At 64.3% G+C, this 18,167-nt stretch carries 13 protein-coding genes and 2 pseudogenes; 5 read left to right on the forward strand and 10 right to left on the reverse strand.

Annotated features, from left to right (window positions below; all coding sequences use genetic code 11):
* Positions 1 to 196: 196 nt before the first annotated feature.
* Positions 197 to 463 carry a hypothetical protein gene (locus tag HAP41_RS50310; RefSeq protein ID WP_166103670.1) on the reverse strand — a complete coding sequence of 89 codons (267 nt, stop codon included), beginning with the start codon at positions 461 to 463 and terminating at the stop codon, positions 197 to 199.
* Positions 464 to 514: 51 nt separating this feature from the next.
* Between HAP41_RS50310 and HAP41_RS08305 the strand changes: the two genes are divergently transcribed.
* Complete coding sequence (locus HAP41_RS08305) at positions 515 to 1,147, forward strand: TetR/AcrR family transcriptional regulator (RefSeq protein WP_175618566.1); 633 nt, start codon at positions 515 to 517, stop codon at positions 1,145 to 1,147.
* Positions 1,148 to 1,160: 13 nt separating this feature from the next.
* Here the strand turns inward: HAP41_RS08305 and HAP41_RS08310 are convergent, their stop codons facing one another.
* The 4 genes and pseudogenes from HAP41_RS08310 to HAP41_RS08325 form a co-directional block, all read right to left on the reverse strand.
* Complete coding sequence (locus tag HAP41_RS08310) at positions 1,161 to 3,797, reverse strand: autotransporter outer membrane beta-barrel domain-containing protein (protein WP_224580913.1); 2,637 nt, start codon at positions 3,795 to 3,797, stop codon at positions 1,161 to 1,163.
* Between the two features lie 315 nt (positions 3,798 to 4,112).
* Positions 4,113 to 5,423 (reverse strand): GGDEF domain-containing protein, encoded by a 1,311-nt coding sequence (locus HAP41_RS08315; RefSeq protein ID WP_135215520.1) that lies wholly within the window; start codon positions 5,421 to 5,423, stop codon positions 4,113 to 4,115.
* A gap of 246 nt (positions 5,424 to 5,669) precedes the next feature.
* Positions 5,670 to 6,974, reverse strand: coding sequence for a nicotinate phosphoribosyltransferase (pncB, locus tag HAP41_RS08320; protein ID WP_041955082.1), 1,305 nt, complete (start codon positions 6,972 to 6,974; stop codon positions 5,670 to 5,672).
* Between the two features lie 80 nt (positions 6,975 to 7,054).
* Positions 7,055 to 7,982 (reverse strand): annotated as a pseudogene (locus tag HAP41_RS08325) (LysR family transcriptional regulator).
* A gap of 117 nt (positions 7,983 to 8,099) precedes the next feature.
* Here HAP41_RS08325 and pcaH point away from each other — a divergent pair.
* Both pcaH and pcaG read left to right on the forward strand, forming a co-directional pair.
* Positions 8,100 to 8,861 (forward strand): protocatechuate 3,4-dioxygenase subunit beta, encoded by a 762-nt coding sequence (pcaH, locus tag HAP41_RS08330; protein WP_166103666.1) that lies wholly within the window; start codon positions 8,100 to 8,102, stop codon positions 8,859 to 8,861.
* Between the two features lie 4 nt (positions 8,862 to 8,865).
* Positions 8,866 to 9,492, forward strand: coding sequence for a protocatechuate 3,4-dioxygenase subunit alpha (gene pcaG, locus HAP41_RS08335; protein WP_166103663.1), 627 nt, complete (start codon positions 8,866 to 8,868; stop codon positions 9,490 to 9,492).
* A 24-nt stretch (positions 9,493 to 9,516) separates the two neighbouring features.
* Here the strand turns inward: pcaG and HAP41_RS08340 are convergent, their stop codons facing one another.
* Both HAP41_RS08340 and HAP41_RS08345 read right to left on the reverse strand, forming a co-directional pair.
* Positions 9,517 to 10,131 carry a LabA-like NYN domain-containing protein gene (locus HAP41_RS08340; protein WP_166103660.1) on the reverse strand — a complete coding sequence of 205 codons (615 nt, stop codon included), beginning with the start codon at positions 10,129 to 10,131 and terminating at the stop codon, positions 9,517 to 9,519.
* Positions 10,132 to 10,532: 401 nt separating this feature from the next.
* Positions 10,533 to 11,438 (reverse strand): helix-turn-helix domain-containing protein, encoded by a 906-nt coding sequence (locus tag HAP41_RS08345; protein ID WP_166106135.1) that lies wholly within the window; start codon positions 11,436 to 11,438, stop codon positions 10,533 to 10,535.
* A 51-nt stretch (positions 11,439 to 11,489) separates the two neighbouring features.
* Here HAP41_RS08345 and pobA point away from each other — a divergent pair, with 51 nt between their 5' ends.
* Together pobA and HAP41_RS08355 are read left to right on the forward strand one after the other, a co-directional pair.
* Positions 11,490 to 12,662 (forward strand): 4-hydroxybenzoate 3-monooxygenase, encoded by a 1,173-nt coding sequence (gene pobA, locus HAP41_RS08350; RefSeq protein ID WP_071916282.1) that lies wholly within the window; start codon positions 11,490 to 11,492, stop codon positions 12,660 to 12,662.
* 177 nt (positions 12,663 to 12,839) lie between these two features.
* Entirely contained in the window at positions 12,840 to 13,904 is a 1,065-nt protein-coding gene (locus HAP41_RS08355) for an SDR family oxidoreductase (RefSeq protein WP_166103657.1), read from the forward strand.
* A 26-nt stretch (positions 13,905 to 13,930) separates the two neighbouring features.
* Here the strand turns inward: HAP41_RS08355 and HAP41_RS08360 are convergent.
* The 3 genes and pseudogenes from HAP41_RS08360 to HAP41_RS08370 all read right to left on the reverse strand — a co-directional run bounded on the left by HAP41_RS08360 (position 13,931) and on the right by HAP41_RS08370 (position 18,098).
* Positions 13,931 to 16,080 (reverse strand): annotated as a pseudogene (locus HAP41_RS08360) (CHASE2 domain-containing protein).
* 18 nt (positions 16,081 to 16,098) lie between these two features.
* Positions 16,099 to 16,770 (reverse strand): hypothetical protein, encoded by a 672-nt coding sequence (locus tag HAP41_RS08365; protein WP_166103654.1) that lies wholly within the window; start codon positions 16,768 to 16,770, stop codon positions 16,099 to 16,101.
* 188 nt (positions 16,771 to 16,958) lie between these two features.
* Positions 16,959 to 18,098 (reverse strand): response regulator, encoded by a 1,140-nt coding sequence (locus tag HAP41_RS08370; RefSeq protein ID WP_166103651.1) that lies wholly within the window; start codon positions 18,096 to 18,098, stop codon positions 16,959 to 16,961.
* Between the last annotated feature and the right edge of the window lie 69 nt (positions 18,099 to 18,167).

The raw sequence follows: 18,167 nt of genomic DNA on the forward strand, positions 1-18,167 counted from the left end.
TCGCAATTATCTGGTCGCAGCCGTGGTTCGGACGGACCGGCCGCGCTTTTCCGGATACCGCGCGGAGCGATGAGGAAAAGTTGAACCGCATCGCCAAAGGCCGCGACATCGGCTGCGAATGTCGGGACATGGTAAGTCCTTCCTTGCAACCGGGTCTTGCATTCGAGCCGACCGGAACGTCCCGGGTGCGCCCGCCTCAGGTGAGATGAGCGAGGTGGCGAAAGGGCGAGAGGCGGCCGAGCCGGCTGAACCGGCGGCCCGCGTGACGGCTACGGGCGCGGCTCGCCCGCCACATCCGGAAGGTCGCGCGGCGCTCGGTGAGCACGCCGGCAATGTCGCAGGCATTTGCGATGCGATCGACCGGCGCCATCACGAACTTCAGGACGGCCCGGCCAAGGCCAGTCACGAGAGCTGCGGCGTCGTCGACGAAGGTGGAGGCGATATCAACAGCGAGGGTTTGCATTTTGCAGATCTCCGGGTTAATTTGAACAATGTTCACATGAGTAGTTTGAAAATGAACAATGTTCAAGAAGAATCGCCACGCGACCAGAAAAAAAATCGGCGGAGGCTCCAGATCCTGGAGATCGCCCGCGGCATTATTTCAGCTAAGGGACTGAGATCATTGAAAGTTCGTGACGTTGCGGAGGCCGCCAATTGCTCGGTGGGCAGCGTCTATAACGAATTCGGCGACTTCGACGGGGTGATCCTGACGGTCAATCGGGAGACGGTTCAGGCGCTCACGGTGCGGCTTGGCGAGGTCCCGGGGGAAGATCCCGTTCGCCAGCTCTACGGACTGGCCGCGACCTATTTCGAATTTTTCGCCGAGCACGCAAACCTGCTGCGCTCGTTGTTCGAGCATCGGATGGAGGACGACCGTCCTTATCCCGACGACATCCTTCAGATGGTGATGGACGCTTTCGCGCTGATGCATCCACCCCTGGTGCGGCTGCTACCGGATGCGGACGACGTACGGATCGCGCTGCTGTCGCGCACGCTGTTTTCCGCCGTGCACGGAATCATCTCGCTCGGCCTCGAGGAGCGCATGGTGGCGGTGCCGCCCCAGATGCTGCGCCAGCAGGTCGAGCAATTCGTCGATACGCATCTCGCCGGCCTCGGGATCGTGTCGGTCGGCGCACGGTCGCCTTGAGGAGGCCAAGCGGCTACCACGCGTATCGCAGGCTCGCGGTGCCGGAATATGTGGTGCTGCGCGCAGCGAACTCGCCGTCGAACTTCGCCGACAGGGCAACGCCGTTCGAAAACTTCAGCTCGGCACCTGCGGATGCGAGCGCGGTGTCCTTTGCCGGCGTTGCGCCGTTGACGATGAAGCTCGCGCCGGGCAGCGCCTGGAATGCAGCGACGAGCGTCGGGTCGCTCACCCAATCATGGGCCCAGGCCGCGCGGCCGCGCAACGTGAGGACCGAGTTCGGCGTGACCAGCGTCGCGCGATCGAAGCGCGCGCCGAGCTCGCTCCGTGTGTCGGAGGCCGTGCGTCCCCGATAGGTCAGGCCAAAGCCGCTGCCGGCCAGATCGGCCTCGGTATAGGTCGGTGTGCGAAAAGCCTGCGCCTGCGCCGCCACATATGGCGTGAGGCCGCCAATCGGCGTGGCGAAGCGATAGCCGCCTTCGATGCGGCCTCCGACGGTTTGCGCGTCGAATTTGGCGGTGAGCTGGTTGCCGAACGGTGCGAGCCGATCTGTCGACATCCAATGATTGGCCACGGCGAGAGAGGCGGCAAAATAGGCCGGCCCTGTGCGCACGGCGGTGTAGACGCCGGCCTGGATTGCATCGCTCTTGCCGCCGCCGATGGCCTGCGCGAGGTCCCATTTGGTGCCGCCGCCCGACAGTGCGAAACCGACCAGCGCATCGCGGCCGAAATGATAATCGGCGCCGGCCGCGACGCCGCCGGCGCGCGCGCCGAGGTCGTGACTGCCGATCATGACGGGGTCGCCGCTGGTGCGGTTGGTGCCGCCGAACGCCGTGCCCCAGGCCGTCCAGCGCTCAGCAAAGGCCGGCGCTTTCACGGCCGGCGTCCCCAGCACCTTGTTGTAGGCGAGGGCGATATCGTCCGGCAGCGCGGCGCGTTCGGGGCTGAAGCCGAATGCCGTGTCGCCGGTGCTCATGCCACTGCGTCCACCCACGAACGGATCAAGCATGAGGCCGAGGAATTGGCTCGTGAACTGGAACGCGCCCTGTTGCGCGCCGGTCGCAGCTTCGCCCGAGAGCTGATCGAGACTGTAACGGAGCTGGGCGTCGCTCTGGCCTGCAAAGGAGGAGAGGAACGGCAGGTTGGGACCGAACGCGCTCAAGGCGCCGGCCACGGCCTTCTGGTTTTGCGTCTGGGCGAGGGAGAGGAATGCGGCGTTGTTGTAGTTGAGCGTCAGGAAGACGCTGAACCCGTCATAGCTGAGGGAGGAAGCGAAGAGCTGCGGATTGTATCCGCTAACGGTCACGCCCGAGAAGCTGCCGGTGACGCCAGTCGTCGTGCTGAGGATCGTGTATTGCGTCGAGGGGTTATAGGCGCCGGCGATCGTGTTGACTGCGACGGTGCCGCCGTTCAACGCTGCGCTGACCGCGAGGATCTTCTCGGATTGTCCGGTAGCGGTGACGGAGATCGCGTAGGTCGAGCCGGCGTTGAATGTGACATTGCCGGAGCTCGTCAGCGTACCGAGATTGCCGGGCAAGACCGTGCCGCCCGATAGCACCGTGATATTGCCGATCGCGCCGTTACCGCTGAGGATGCCCGCGCTGACGGTCGTCGCGATGTTGGGCATCGAGCCGTTCACCTCGACGGTGCCGGCCAGGACATTCATGCTCGCGATTTCGGTCGTCGAGCCGTTCAGCGTCCAGGTCGAGCTGCCGGTCTTCTCCAGAGCCTCGAATTCCCGGAACTGATTGGACGCACCGAATGTGCTGAGGTCGAACGCAGCGTTGGCGGTCCCGCCCAGGCGCAACGTGTCCGCTCCGTTGCCGCCCACGACCCAGCCCGTGATGTTCGATCCCGCGCGCAGCTCGAAGACATCGTTGCCGTCCTTGAGGTCGACAGCAATGCTGACGCCGTTGCTGCTGATCGCGCCTGAGTTGATAATGGTGTCCTGATTGTTCGAGCCGAAGATTGCAGTGCCCGAGGCATTCGATATCGTGCCGGCGTTGTTGATGGTGTTGCCGCTCGCCGCGCCGTTGAGATCGATGGCTGCGGGGCCGTTGCCCTGGACAATGCCGCTCGACAGGATGTTCACCTGATTGCCTGCTGACCCGCCGAAGATGCCGATGCCGGCGGTTCCGGCAGCGCCGCTTCCAACCGTACCTCCGATCAAGACGATGTTGTTGTTCGAACCGGCCAGACCGAGCGCCGTCGTGCCGACGGTCGGTGATCCAATTGCGGCACCCGCATCCACGGTGATTGTATTGTTGCCGCCGCCTGACACGATGATGCCGTCGCTGTTGGCTGGCGCGACCGACGCATTGCCGAGAACCTTGATCGCGCTATTCGATGTCGTGTCGAAGACAATGCCGGCTAAGGCAGGGTCGTTCAGGGATGTCGGGCTGCCGTCGCCGACGTTGACGGTGACGCCGCTGACCCCTGACGCTGTTCTTACCAGGGTATTGCCCATCCCGATGCAGGTAATTGAGTCGCCTGACTGAAGCGCCGTCTGCGAGCCGGCCCCGGTAATCACACATGCCGCTTCCGCCGGCATGATAAACCAGGGCAGCGAGCTACCGAGGGCTCCGATCGCGGTGCTCAAGAGAACCGCACGCCGCCGGGACGTCGTCGCACGAACGATATTGCGCGGGGTCATCAAATGATTCCAAGGCACTTCCAAACTCCTCTCGCGGCGCGGTCCGGGCGGATTCGCGCCCGCAGCATCGGTCGGTGCTATGCTTAGCGAGAGAGGTCCCGGCCATCGTGGACCGGCGCGCAATGTGATGTGTCCGAATGCGAAGAGCGCCATTTTTTCAGAGCCATGTGGCCGCCACGTCACAACTGCGCCGTGTCACTGTATTGTCTGGTGCGCCGGGGTGGATCGGGGCGCCATCGGGTGGGCCTGAGGCGAACTCAACCCCGATTGCGATGGCACCCGGACCGTCGAGATGAAATTGCGAGCGGACGGCTATCAGCCTCGCGCTGCGACGGCCTCGCGCGGGCGGGCAACGACGACGACGTCCGGTCTGCCGTTGTCGGCCTGTACCCGGTTGCGCCCCTTTTCCTTGGCGCGGTAGCAGGCGGCATCCGCGCGCCGCATGGCGTCCTCGAGCGTGGTGTTACCGTCCGCGATACAGGCGACGCCGATGCTGGCGGTCACCGCAAAGCAACGATCGTCCCAGGCGAAGGTGAACAGCTCGAGCGATCTGCGCAGGCGTTCGGCGATATCGACGGTGGTCGAGGGCGAGCACTGCGGCAGGATCAGGCCGAATTCGTCGCCGCCGAGCCGGGCCACCAGATCATGCGGTCCCCGCTCCTGTTGCAGCAGGCGCGAGACCTGGCAGAGCAGGCGGTCGCCGGCGAGGTGGCCACAGGTGTCGTTGACGCTCTTGAACTGGTCGAGGTCGAGCAGGATCAGGCCCAGCGAACCCGCCGCGGTCGTGTCCAGCACGCTTTGCAGGCGCGCCTCGAAGGCGCGGCGGTTGGACAGGCCGGTCAACCAGTCGTGCGATGCCTGCCATGCCAGGCGCTCCTTCTCGGCATGCAACGCATCCTCGAACGCTTGTCGTTGCAGCATCAAGCGCCGCGTGTGCCAGATCAGGAGCAGGATCAGCGTCGCGGCCGCCACGATGTTGATGCACGTCAGCGTTACCTTGATGGCGCGGGAGCCTTCGCCGAGGACAGTCGAGAACCGCTTTGCATGCACCGTGAACTGCGTGTTGAGCTCCGAGAGCCGCGACGACAGCAGCCGCAGGCGGTCGCGGTCCTCAATGGGTCCGTGCGCCAGCTCGGACCGGATGACCTCGCCGAACACGCTGAGCTCCAGCAGCATGGGATCGGTGGCCGCCCACTCGTGGATCGCTTCCTGGAGGAAGCTGACGCGGCTGAAATAACGGAATAGCCAGATCAATCCCGGAACGTCATCGGGATGGTTGCCGCCTTGCAGAAACCCGACGCGGGCGGCCTCGACGTCGACCGGATCGCGCTCGAGTGCCCAGCGCGCGAACTCATCGCCGATGGGAACGGCAAGGGACGCCTGGTAGTGGGTGAACTGGCTGGGTTCGCCTGAATGCAGATAGAGATTGAGGAAATAGACGGCGTTCTTCTGTGACCGCGACCACATTGCTTCGCCCGCGACATAGGCGCGGACCGATGACATCACCTCGAGGCTGAATCCCGCGATCGTTGCCTGGAGCACGACGACCATCACGAATGGCGAGACAAGTTTGATGACGTGAAGGAAACTACGCCCCTTCGTCGACGTCGCTGTTCTGCGAAACACCCTGCATTCCCCAAATCGATCAACGACCCCACCGGAGCGTCGCGCCTGCAACGCCAAGTAGAGGGGAAAGTTGCTTAACTCGACCCCAAGGACGCAGGCGACTGCACTGCAGGGTGAAAGCGTCGTGAAGCGGATGCCCGCAGATCGTTGCAAATGCCGACGAACCGGAACCGATGCGGTCGTGGCGAACCAATGCCTCGCATTCGTCCTGCGCGGTTTACCTGATCGAGAGAGTTTGGTCCGGCGCTAGACCAGCACCGGCTTGCGCACCCGGCCAGCGTCGCCGAACACGCGCAAATAGCGTTCGATCTCGGATGGCATGCCGGTCGCCTTCTCCGGATTGTCAGAGAGCTTGACGGCCGGGTGGCCGTCAACCGACGACACCTTGCAGACCAGCGAGATGGGATCGAGATTGAACGAGCCGTCCGGCGGGCAGCCGACGAAATCATTGGTGAGGTTGGTGCCCCAGCCGAAAGAGAGCCGCGAGCGACCGGAGAAGTGGTGATAGGTCTCCTCGATCGAGCCGACATCCATCGCATCGGAGAAGACGAGCAGCTTGTCCTTGGGGTTGCGGCCCTTCTTTTCCCACCATGCGATGATCTCCTCGCCGGCCTGGATCGGTGGTGCGCTGTCGGGGCGGAAGCCGGTCCAGTCGGCGACCCATTCCGGCGCATCGCGCAGGAAGGATTTGGTGCCGAAGGCGTCGGGCAGCGCGATCAGGAGATTGCCGCCATAGGTCTGGCGCCATTGGTCGAGAATGCGATAGGGCGCCCAGCGCAACTCCTCGTCGTCCTTGGCAAGCGCAGCCGCGACCATCGGCAGCTCATGCGCATTGGTGCCGATGGCTTCGAGATCATTGTCCATCGCCAGCAGCACGTTGGAGGTGCCGATGAAGGACGGGCCCAGGCCTTCCTTCACCGCCTCGACGCACCAGCGTTGCCAGAGGAAGCCGTGCCGGCGGCGGGTGCCGAAGTCGGAGAGCCGCAAATTCTCGAGCTGGCGCAGCCGCTCGACCTTGGTCCACAGCTTGGCCTTGGCGCGGGCATAGAGCACGTCGAGCTCGAAGCGGCCGCGGCCCTTCATCGCGGCGCGCGACCGCAACTCGTTGAGGATGGCGAGCGCCGGAATTTCCCACATCGTGGTGTGGGTCCAGGGCCCGTGGAAATGCAGCTCGTACTGGCCCTCGACCTTGCGCAGCTCGTATTCGGGCAGCCGGAATTCGGCCAGCCAGCGGATGAAGTCCGCCGAGAACATGTGGGTCTTGCCGTAGAAGGTGTTACCGGCAAGCCAGATCAGCTCTTTCTTGGCGAAGCGGATGGTGCGGGCGTGGTCGAGCTGGGCACGCAGCTCGCCCTCGTCGATGATCTCGGCCAGCCGCACATGGCGCGAGCGGTTGATGACCGAGAAGGTCACCTGCTGATCCGGATAGTCCTCCCGAATCATCTGTAACATCAATAGCTTGTAGAAGTCGGTATCCAGCAGGCTGCGGATGATGGGGTCCAGCCGCCAGCTATGATTGTAGGTCCGGCTCGCAATATCGGTCACTGTCATGGGACAATTCTAGCGTGGCGGCCCTCGCGCAACCAGTGGGTTTGGCGAAGGGCAGACTTCCCTGAAACCGTAACCGAGGCTCAGTCTCCGGCCGCCGTTGCCGCCACGGTTTCGAGCTGGCCGCGGATCCAGCGATGGGCCGGGTCTTTCTGATAGCGCTGATGCCAGACCATGAACATCGGCAGCTCGGCCAGCGTCTTTGTCCGCGACGCCAGCGGAATCGGTACATGCGCAAAGCCGCGCATCACACCGGAGGCGAGCAGGCTCGGCATGCTGGCCAGCATCTGCGAGCCGCGCAGGAAGGGCGGCACGCCGGAAAAGCTCGGCACGGAGATGGCGATGTCACGAAGAAAGCCGTTCGCCGCCAGCCGGCGGTCGAAGTCGAGCCGCTCGTTGTCGGTATAGACCACCGTGATGTGGCGTGCCGCGAGATAGGCGCTGCGGCCGGCCGGCGCGGTGCGCGCCTTGGGATCGAAGTAGCAGACGTAGTGATCGCTGAGCAGCCGCTTCTGCACGATGTCCACGCCGGATGGCGGCAGCGGCGTGACCATGAGATCGCAGCGGTTTTCGCGCAGCATCGCGGGCGACGGCGACTGCGAGGGGATCACGCGCAGGTTCAGGCTCCTGACCTGTCCCGCGACATGATCGAAGAACCGCGGCAATAGCAGATCGCGCTGGAAATCGTTGGCGGCGATCGTCAGCGATAGCTGCGCGCGCCGGCTCGAAGGTGACGCCGCCGGCAAAGCTGCGCATCTCGTCGATCAGCGCCCGCGCTTTCGCAGCCAATGCCTGGGCGTGGGCGGTGGCGACGATGCCGCGGCCGGATTTGGCAAACAGCGGATCGCCCGCGATCCGCCGCAGCTTGTTCAGCCCGTGACTGACCGCCGATTGCGTCAGACCGAGCCGCGTCGCTGCCGCCGTGACCGAACCTTCCTCCAGCACGGCAAGGAACAGTTCGAGGGCGTGGCCGTCGAGCGCCAAATGATCGATTTCCTTCATGTAATTCATTATAATCGATCTATTTATCTTGAGAATAGATCGTCCCATGATCTCCCGATAAGCCGCGCCCCCCGGACCCGGGCGCCACAGGGAGAGACAACGCCGATGAACGTCTAGGCGCCAGCCTTGCAGGATCCCCGCCTCAACCGACCCGAGCCGTTCACGCCGCGCGACGGCGGCTTCTTCCAGCGCGACCATTCGATCCATCCGCCGGCGCATGCGCCCGGCTACAAATCCTCGGTGCTGCGCTCGCCGCGCCAGCCGCTGCTGTCGATCGAGAACTCGGTCTCGGAGATCACGGGTCCGGTGTTCGGCCACAACGATCTCGGCCCGCTCGACAATGATTTGATCCGCAACTACGCCAAGGATGGCGATCCCGTCGGCGAGCGCATCATCGTCCATGGCCGCGTGCTGGACGAGACCGGCCGCGGCGTGCCGAACACGCTGGTCGAGTTCTGGCAGGCCAATGCCGGCGGCCGCTACCGGCACAAGAAGGACACCTATCTCGCCCCGATCGATCCGAATTTCGGCGGCTGCGGCCGCGCGCTGAGCGACGACACCGGCTACTATTATTTCCGCACCGTGAAGCCGGGCCCCTATCCCTGGCGCAACTTCGTCAACAGCTGGCGTCCCGCCCACATCCACTTCTCGGTGTTCGGCTCGGGCTTTGTGCAGCGGCTGATCACCCAGATGTATTTCGAGGGCGATCCCCTGATCCCGGTCTGCCCGATCCTGACGACGATCCCGGACAAGGACGCGCTCGACCGCCTCGTGGCGCCGCTCGACCTCAACGCCTCGACGCCGTTCGACTCGCTCGCCTACCGCTTCGACATCGTGCTGCGCGGCCAGCGTTCCACCTATTTCGAAAATCGCACCGCGGGGAATTGAGCCAATGCCGCAGCCGCTCGACTATCTCAAGGAAACCGCCTCGCAGACCGCCGGGCCCTACGTTCATATCGGCCTGATCCCGGCCATGGCCGGCTTCGACATTTTTGAGAAGAACTTTTCCAACGTGCTGGTGACGCCGAACACGCCAGGCGAGCGCATCACGCTGGAGGGCAAGGTGTTCGACGGCAGCGGCACGCCGCTGCGCGATGTGCTGCTCGAAATCTGGCAGGCCAACGCAACCGGCCGCTATAACCATCCGGCCGATCGCCCGGCCAGCCCGGTGGACGAGGAGTTTCGCGGCTGGGGCCGCGCCGGCTCCGATTTCGAGAGCGGGTTGGTGACGTTCGAGACCATCAAGCCAGGTGCCATCATCGACAAAGCGGGCCGCAAATGCGCGCCGTACGTCAATATCTGGATCGTCGCGCGCGGCATCAACATCGGTCTCAATACGCGACTCTATTTCTCCGACGAAGAAGCCGCGAATGCCGCCGACCCCGTGCTCAACCTGGTCGAGCCGCCGGCGCGGCGCGCGACGCTGATCGCCACGCGCGGCGAGCGCGCCGGCAAGGTCGTGTACTCCTTCTCGATCAATCTGCAGGGGGCGGAGGAGACGGTGTTCTTCGACGTCTGACGATCCGGCGGTCGTCCCGCGGGATCATTCCACCTGGTCGCCTCGATTGATCGATCCGCGCGTGGTGGCTTGCGGTGGTTGCTGGCGCATCTCGCGCGATCCCGGCCGCTCGGCCGGGGCGCGCCCCACTCTTGGCTTCAGCTCCGTCAAATCGATGAAGACGTCGGCCTGCCGGCGCAGTTCGTCGGCCACCATGGGAGGCTGGCTCGCAAGCGTGGAGACGACCGTCACGCGGACGCCGCGGCGTTGCACGGCTTCCACCAGTGAACGAAAATCCCCATCGCCCGAGAACAGCACGATCTGATTGACGTGCTCGGCGAGTTCCATGGCATTCACGGCGAGTTCCACATCCATGCTGCCCCTCATCTTGCGGCGGCCGGTCGTGGCGTCAACGAACTCCTTGGCGAGCTTGGTGACGACGGTATACCCGTTATAGTCGAGCCAATCGATCAACGGGCGGATTGACGAGTATTCCTGATCCTCGCTCACGGTCGTGTAGTAGAAGGCTCGCAGCAGCGTACCTCGGCCGTGAAATTCGCCGAGCAGGCGCCTGTAGTCGCTATCGAAACCGAGCGCCTTGGTGGCGGCATAGAGATTGGGGCCATCGATGAAGACCGCAATCTTCTCAAGCGAAGACATTATGCACTAATCCCCAGTTCCGCATTGAAGCCGGCAGGTTCAGCCGCCAGGGCTGTGTGCCGGCCGGAAAACACCGAAGTCGCCGATGGCCCGCGGAAAAAGGCGGCGCAGACGGCCGGAGGGGGGGGCCGTCCCGCGCCAGTTAAGGGAGGTTGCTGCTATCAGCGCCAGGATTCCGAATGCAGTCACGTTAAGGCGTGCGCATGCCACGCTCAATTGTACGGAGGTAAACGGCGCGTATCCAAAGGGTTGGATGCTCTATACGAAGGTAAGTGGCGCGCCGGTTCGGATCTCGACAGCCCGGCGCGATCACGGATGCGGCCGGCCGCAAATGCGCGCCGCACGTCGATGTCTGGATTGTTGTGCGCGCCCGGGGACCGGTTCTTCGACGTGGGATGGCCTCAAGCTTCGCCGCCATGGAGCTGGGCGCGAAAGGCGCGCGGCGACAGGCCCGTGGCTGCGGCATAGACGCGGCTGAAATAGGCGGGATCCTCGAAGCCGAGCGCGTAGGCGATCGTCGAGACCGGCAAATTGGTGTAGACGAGGTTGCGACGCGCCTCGCGGATCAGCCGGTTGAGGATCAGGTGCGAGGCGGTGTCGCCGGTCGCTGCCCGCGTCAGCCGGTTGAGATGGGTCGGCGTGATCGACAGCGTGCCTGCATAGTCCGCAACGCTCCAGCGTTCCAGATGATGCTGTTCCAGCAGCGCCTCGAAGCGGCGGAACAGCCCGCTTTCCGCCGTGCCGTTGCCGCCGCTCTCGCTGGTGAGCGCGCGGGCCACCAGCCCGATCATGGCCGCCGACAGTGCACGCAGCACGTGCGCGCGGCCGAAATCGCGCGCGGCGTGCTCGGCGAAGATCTGCTTCATGGTGGTGCGGATCTGCGGCGTACCGCGCACCACGGCCGATCGGGACAGGGCGCCGCGCAGTCCTTCCGAGGCAAGCAGTGCCTCGTCCAGAATTTCCGCCGCGATCGTCAGCACCCAGCCTTGGGTATCGGGCTCGAAGCGGAAGCCGTGGACATGGCCGACCGGCACGTTGACGACCTGCATCGGCCGGAGCGGCACCACGCGCCCGTCGAGCGTCGCCTCGCCGCCGCCGCGCTCGATCAGCAGCACCTGGTGCAGCCGGGCATGGCGATGCACGGCCAGCGTCCAGTCGTGCAGCACCGAGCGCGACGCGATCGTCTCGCAATGCACGACGTCGGGCAGATCGCCGGACTCGCCGAAGAGGTTGTAGACCCGGATTGCCGGGGCTGAGGCTGCGGTTCTCATGTTCGAATAGTACAAGACAAAGACGAAACCCTCCATCGGTTTGCGGCGCCGCATCTGTAAAAAACGCGGCGACGGGAGGACGTAAAAATGAAAGTTCAGGTCTGCATCATCGGCGGTGGGCCGTCCGGGCTGCTGTTGTCTCAGCTTCTGCACCTGAAGGGCATCGATACGGTCGTGCTGGAGAAATACAGCCGCGACCACGTGCTCGCCCGCATCCGTGCCGGCGTGCTCGAGCACGGCTTCGCCAGGTTGATGCGCGAGGCGCAGTGCGGCGAGCGGATGGACCGCGAGGGCGAGATCCACAACGGTTTCGAGATCGCGCATGACGGCGTGCTCTCCCATATCGACCTGCACAAGCATTCCGGCGGCAATTCGGTGCTGGTCTACGGCCAGACCGAGCTGACGCGCGACCTCTACGAGGCGCGCGATCGCCTCGGCGGCAAGGTCGTGCACAACGCCGAGGACGTGACGCCACACGATCTGACGTCGGACCGGCCCTACGTGACCTATCGATCGAACGACGAGATCGTCCGCATCGATTGCGATTACGTCGTTGGCGCCGACGGCTTTCACGGCGTCAGCCGCAGGTCCATCCCGAAGGACGTGCTGCGCGAATACGAGAAGGTCTATCCGTTCGGCTGGCTCGGCGTGCTGTCGCGCACGAAACCGGTGTCGCCCGAGCTGATCTATGTGAAGCATGAACGCGGCTTTGCGCTCTGCTCGCTGCGCTCACAAGTGCTGAGCCGCTACTACGTCCAGGTGCCGTTGACCGACAAGGTGGAGGACTGGAGCGACGATGCGTTCTGGACGGAGCTGAAGCGCCGCCTGCCGGACGAGGTCGCCGGCCGCCTGATTACCGGGCCCTCGATCGAGAAGAGCATCGCGCCCCTGCGCAGCTTTGTCGCCGAGCCGATGAGCTACGGCCGCCTGTTCCTCGCCGGCGATGCCGCCCACATCGTGCCGCCGACCGGCGCGCGCGGGCTCAACAGCGCCGCGTCCGACATCTACTATCTCTACCACGCCATGCTTGCGCATTATCAGCACGGCGACGATTCCGGCCTTGCGGGCTATTCCGCCAAGGCGCTTGCGCGGATATGGAAAGCGCAGCGCTTTTCGTGGTGGATGACGATGCTGCTGCATCGTTTTCCCGACCGTTCCGAATACGAGGACCGGCTTCAGCAGACGGAGCTCGAGTACCTGCTCTCGTCCGAGACGGCGCAGCGGCTGCTCGCGGAGAATTACGTGGGACTGCCGTTTTAGCGACGGTTTGTGACCGCTCAGCTGACGTTGCCGCTCCAAAGGGGAGCTCTCCCCGCGGCACGAGGCGAGTTCGCCCGTCAGGCCGGTTCCCTTTCAATAAGTGGTGACGGACGCCGAAATGCTCTGTTGCCTTGTGCGATCGTTCCTACCTCCTCAACCGAACAGGAGGGCGCAGCGATGACGAACACAGCGCTTGTGGTCGGCGCCAGCGGTATTGTCGGCAGCAATCTCGCCCGCCATCTCAGCGATCGCGGCTGGCAGGTGCTTGGGCTCGCAAGGCGCCCACCAAGCGACCTCGATGGTGTTCGTCCCATCGCGGCCGATCTGCAGGATCCGGCCTCGCTTCGCGACATCCTGGCGAGCCTTCGTCCCACTCACGTATTTCTCGCCACATGGCTACGTCAGCCGACCGAGGCGGAAAATATCCGCGTTAACGCTGCGATGGTGCGCAACGTGCTGGGGGCACTTTCCGGCGCAGATACGCTTTCTCATGTCGCGCTGGTCACCGGGCTAAAGCATTACCTGGGACCGTTCGAGTCCTACGGTAAAGGCAGGCTGCCCGCGACGCCATTCCGCGAGGAGCAACCGCGGCTCGATGTCGAGAACTTCTACTACGCTCAGGAGGACGAACTATTCGATGCGGCCAGGCGCGGTGGTTTCAGCTGGAGCATTCACCGCCCGCACACGATCATCGGTTATGCGATAGGCAACGCCATGAACATGGGAACGACGCTTGCCGTCTACGCGACGATCTGTCGAGAAACGGGGCGGCCATTTCTCTTTCCAGGCTCGGCGATGCAATGGACCGGCTTGGCGGATATGACGGATGCCAGATTGCTGGCGCGGCACCTGGAATGGGCTGCGACGACGACGGTCGCGCGAGACCAGGCATTCAACGTCGTAAATGGCGATGTCTTCCGATGGAGCTGGATGTGGGCGCGACTGGCCGGCTGGTTCGGGTTGCAGCCTGCCCCCTTTCCAGAGGAAATTTCGCCGCTTGAGCGTCAGCTTGCCGATTCAGGTCGTATATGGGCTGATATCGCGCTCAAGTATGATCTCGTCGAAAGAGACCTCTCCGTCCTTTCGTCGGCATGGCACACCGATGCCGACTTGGGCCGACCTATCGAAGTCGTCACCGATATGAGCAAGAGCCGTAAGCTCGGTTTCCTTGAATATCAGGCGACGGACGACAGTTTTTTCGATCTCTTCAGCAGGTTGCGTGCCGCGAACGTTATTCCTTGAGCCTTCTGACGAAGAGTAAACAACCGCTACTTTCCTTCCAGCGTATTGACTGGCGTCCACTCTGGCGATGGTGGATTTGTGGCAAGGGCTTTTGCGCGCTTGGCGAACAGCGCCGACGCCGGGTCGATCTTCGCGACGCCGTCGAACGCCTCGGCCGCCTTCGCAAACTCCCTCGCCCGCCAGGAGGCGAGCCCCTCCGCATACGCCGCGGCCATCTTTGTTTGCGCCGCGCTCTCTGCGCCCTTGTCCGCCAGCGGCTCGAACACCTTGATTGCCTCGCCGCGGCCGAGCACCTGATCGCATCGAGCTCACGCCAGGCGAAAGTGTCGCCGGTCTGCGCCATCGTCGTTTCCGAGGCCATGATGGCGGTGCCGTAATATTTGTTGGCGCCCTCGAGGCGCGAGGCGACGTTCACGGTGTCGCTCATCACGGTGTAGTTGAAGCGGCGGCGCGAGCCGATATTGCCGACCACGGCCTCGCCGCTGTTGAGCCCGATGCGGTGCGACAGGCCGTGGCTTGCGAAGGCGGGATTGCTGGCGTTCAATTCCGCGAGCTTCTCGTGGCACTTCAGCGCGGCGTGAACCGCGTTGCGCGCGTGGGCGGGATCGTCGGCCGGCGCGCCGAACATCGCGACGATGGAATCGCCGATATATTTGTCGACATAGCCGCCATGGCTCTCGATGATGTCGGTCATGGCCGAGAGATACTCGTTCATCAGGGTCACCAGCTCGCCCGGCGTCATCGTCTCGGCGATCGAGGAGAAGCCGCTGAGGTCGGAGAAGAACATGGTGACGTTGCGCATCTCGCCGCCGAGCGCCGGCATCTTGCCGGAGGCAACCATGGTGTTGATCACTTCGGGCGCGAGATAGAAGGCAAAGCTCTGGCGCAGGAAGCGCTCGTCGCGATCGGCCAGCACGAAGCGGTAGCCGATCATCATCGCGAGCGCGGCGAGACTTGCGAGCGCGGGCTCGGTCAGCGGCAGCGCCACGGCTTGGACGAATGCCCCAACAGTCACGGCAGTGTAAGCGGCGGTAAGGACGAACCAGACAATCAGTGCGCCGCTCGGTGCGAGCATGCAGGCTGCGCAGGCGATGACCGCTGCAAATATAGCGGTGAGAACGGTTCGCAGCGGAAAGCCGAGTTCAGTCACGGCATCGCGCTCGATCAGGTTTCGCACCACGGTGGCGTGCACGAAGACGCCGGCGATGTCGCTGCGGGCCTTCTGTGCGGTGCTTGCCGGGGCGGGCAGGGCACAGCGCGCGGCCGGCGCCCCGTCATATCCGCCCGCAAGGCGCATCGAGGTGAGCTTGCGATCGTCGAAGTTCAGGGCGGTGCCGAGCAGCACGACCTTACCGTCGAAGGCGTGGCGGAAGAAATCGCGGTCGCCTTTTTCGACGCAGGCGCGCAGATCGGCGAAGGAATAGGTCGGAACGTCGCGGCCCATTCCGCGGAAGTTGAGCGTCAGCGTGTTCGGCACCGCGCTCGGGACCGAATAGCCGGACAGCTCGGTCGCACCGGACGGCGCAATCGCGGGCTTTCCGCCGAGCGCGCGCGCGGCGAGCTCGACTGCCATCGCGGGGGCCGGCTTGCCGTCGATGGAGAAGCTGAGTGGCATGCGCCGGATGACATCGTCCGCGTCGGTATGGACATTGAGCGCGCGGATGTTGGTACGCACCGCCAATTGTTGCGCACGATACGGCCTCTCCGGATGGTCGTTGCTGAGGATCTCGCCGAGCACGAGCTTGTCGCCGTCGGAGAGTTGCCGCAACGCTATCAGGTAGTCCCGGTCAAACCCTCTCATGCGCGCGCCGAGCGGCGCCTCGCCGAAGGGGATTTCCGACTGCTCGATCGAGCTTGGAAAGATGACGTCGAAGCCGATCACCTTGGCGCCGCCGTCGGTGATGCCAGTGAGCACGCGGCCGATCTCGCGTGTCCAGGTCTGCGTCGGCGATCCCTTGAAGGGTGGGGTGTCGTAGGTCTCGCCGTCGATGGCCACGACGACGACCGGCGAATCGGCGGGATCGCGGCGATCGCCGACAAGCTCCCAGCGCAGCGCCGTGAGGATATCGAGCGAGAGACCTTGCAGCGTCTGAAGCGGCGGGGACGTGAAGACCGCGCCCGCAACCAGCGCAATCAGGATCGCCGCAACGATGTCCCGTCCCCCGAGCCGCCGCATCGCCCCGTCGCAGACCGCCTATTCGAGCCGCAGCAGGCGACCGACGATCGGCGTCGGCGATGACGTGGCGCTGGCATCGACCTGGAAGGCGTAGCGCTTGGCGCCGAGGATGGCGAGATAGCTGCCGCCCGGGGTCAGCGTCTTTCCGGCCTTGGCAAAGTCGTAGAACTTGCCGCCGACCATGATCTCGCTCTTGAGCGGCACGCTGATCGTGGGCTCCTTGCCGTCGGTGCGTTCGATGACCAGCGTGCTGCCGCTCTTGGCCTGTATCAGCGGGGCGACGCCATAGAGCGTCGGCAGCTTGGCCGGCGGCGCTCCCTTCGCGTCCGATCGCATGGTGCGGAAGGTCGTTGCGGCGCTCTGGTTCGCCTCGCGCTCGGACAGTTTTGCTGCATTGGTATCGCAGGGCACTTTCTCGCGCTTGACCTCGCCGAGCTGCACGGTGCTCTGCTCGGCGCCGACCAGGACGACGCCTTCGCTGATGGTCTCGCGCTGGCAGGATTTGAGGTAGCTGAGCGTGATGCTGGCCTTGGGCCCGAGCTTGATGATCTTGCCGGGCGCGACATAGTCCATGAACGCGATGCCATCGACCTTGCCTTGGACGTCCTCGACGATCGCGGCAGGGGTCTCCGCCAAAGCGGGGGCCGCAAGACAGAACGCGCCGACACCAGCGCTGATCAGGCTTCTCATGGGAATTCTCATCCAATTCGACCGATAAATCGCCGGTCCCCGTTCTGGTCCGATGCTTAGCAGCGGCGCGTCCAGACAAATGTGACCGGAATCACTCTTGGTTGTTGGTGCACTCTAGCAGGAACAGGTTCAAACCTGCGACCGGAGAAAAGCGAAGCCGCGGCAAGCTATTTGCCGGATGGATCATGTCAGGCGGCCGGGACGGGCTCAGGCAACCGGTCCTCGACCGCAGGGCTCTCTGCCGCACACTCTATAATGGGCGCGAGAGGGGCTTCGGTCTTCTGATACGGCGTCGCCTGCTGACCGGCGGCGATTTCCACGACCTCGTCCCAGCGCGACAGGAAGGCCTCGACGCAGGCCGGGTCGAACTGCCGGCCCTGGTTCTCGACCAGATAGTTGCGCGCCACGTCGAGCGGCATCGGCTCTTTATATGGCCGGCGCGTCGTCAGGGCGTCGAAGACGTCGGCGACCGCGACGACGCGTGCGGCGACCGGGATCTCGTCTGCCTGAAGGCCGTTCGGATAGCCCGCGCCGTCCCAGCGCTCGTGATGGCCTGCGGCAATTTGCGCACCGAGCTGGATCAGCTCGCAGCTGGAGTCCGCCAGAATCTTTTCGCCGATCGTCGCATGGGTGCGGATCACCGCCATCTCATCGTCGGTGAGCCTGCCGGGCTTGAGGAGGATATGGTCGGGGATGGCGACCTTGCCGACGTCGTGCAGGGGCGCGGCCAGATAGATGTCGCGGCAGAGCCGGGGTGGCAGGCCGAGCTGCTCGGCGATGATGCGGCTGTAGCGGGCGACCCGCAGCGTGTGCTCGCCGGTGTCGTTGTCGCGGTATTCGACCGCGAGCGCGAGCCGCAGGATGATCTCCTCCTCGCGCTCGCCGAGTTTCTGGGTCGCGGCCGCGACCGCGCTCGCCAGATCGGCGGCACGGTCGTTCTGCTTGCGCACGGCTGCACCAAGGCGCACCAAATTGCGCAGCCGCACCGTCATCTCGACGCTCTGTGGCTGTTTCGGTAAGAAATCGGTTGCACCAACCTGCAGCGCTTCCATCTTGACGTCATCGGTCTGTCGCGACGTGATCATTGCGATCGGGACGTCGGCGCAGCCGGGCAGGGCGCGGAAGGCGCGGATGAAGCTGATGCCGTCCATATGCGGCATCTCATAGTCGACCAGCACGAGGTCGAAGACGCGCTCGCGTGCGCAAGCCAGCGCCTCGACGGGATCGAGGAACGTCGTGGCCTCGACCAGGCCGTCGGCTTCGATATGACGTTTCAGGAAATTGAGGACAGAGCGGCTGTCATCAACGAGAAGCGCTTGGGTCAGCATCGGCGGCCGGTCTCGTTCGGATGCGAGGCGTGACCTCCACGAATAGTCTTTGCGATTTAACGCGGAGCA

Source organism: Bradyrhizobium barranii subsp. apii, from assembly GCF_011516635.5.
Taxonomy (GTDB): Bacteria; Pseudomonadota; Alphaproteobacteria; order Rhizobiales; family Xanthobacteraceae; genus Bradyrhizobium; species Bradyrhizobium barranii.

Coding starts and splice junctions, on each gene's coding strand:
- HAP41_RS50310 (WP_166103670.1), bottom strand. CDS start 463: ATGCAAACCCTCGCTGTTGATATCGCCTCCACCTTCGTCGACGACGCC.
- HAP41_RS08305 (WP_175618566.1), top strand. CDS start 515: ATGAACAATGTTCAAGAAGAATCGCCACGCGACCAGAAAAAAAATCGG.
- HAP41_RS08310 (WP_224580913.1), bottom strand. CDS start 3,797: ATGACCCCGCGCAATATCGTTCGTGCGACGACGTCCCGGCGGCGTGCG.
- pncB (WP_041955082.1), bottom strand. CDS start 6,974: ATGACAGTGACCGATATTGCGAGCCGGACCTACAATCATAGCTGGCGG.
- pcaG (WP_166103663.1), top strand. CDS start 8,866: ATGCCGCAGCCGCTCGACTATCTCAAGGAAACCGCCTCGCAGACCGCC.
- HAP41_RS08340 (WP_166103660.1), bottom strand. CDS start 10,131: ATGTCTTCGCTTGAGAAGATTGCGGTCTTCATCGATGGCCCCAATCTC.
- HAP41_RS08345 (WP_166106135.1), bottom strand. CDS start 11,438: ATGGAGGGTTTCGTCTTTGTCTTGTACTATTCGAACATGAGAACCGCA.
- pobA (WP_071916282.1), top strand. CDS start 11,490: ATGAAAGTTCAGGTCTGCATCATCGGCGGTGGGCCGTCCGGGCTGCTG.
- HAP41_RS08355 (WP_166103657.1), top strand. CDS start 12,840: ATGACGAACACAGCGCTTGTGGTCGGCGCCAGCGGTATTGTCGGCAGC.
- HAP41_RS08365 (WP_166103654.1), bottom strand. CDS start 16,770: ATGAGAAGCCTGATCAGCGCTGGTGTCGGCGCGTTCTGTCTTGCGGCC.
- HAP41_RS08370 (WP_166103651.1), bottom strand. CDS start 18,098: ATGCTGACCCAAGCGCTTCTCGTTGATGACAGCCGCTCTGTCCTCAAT.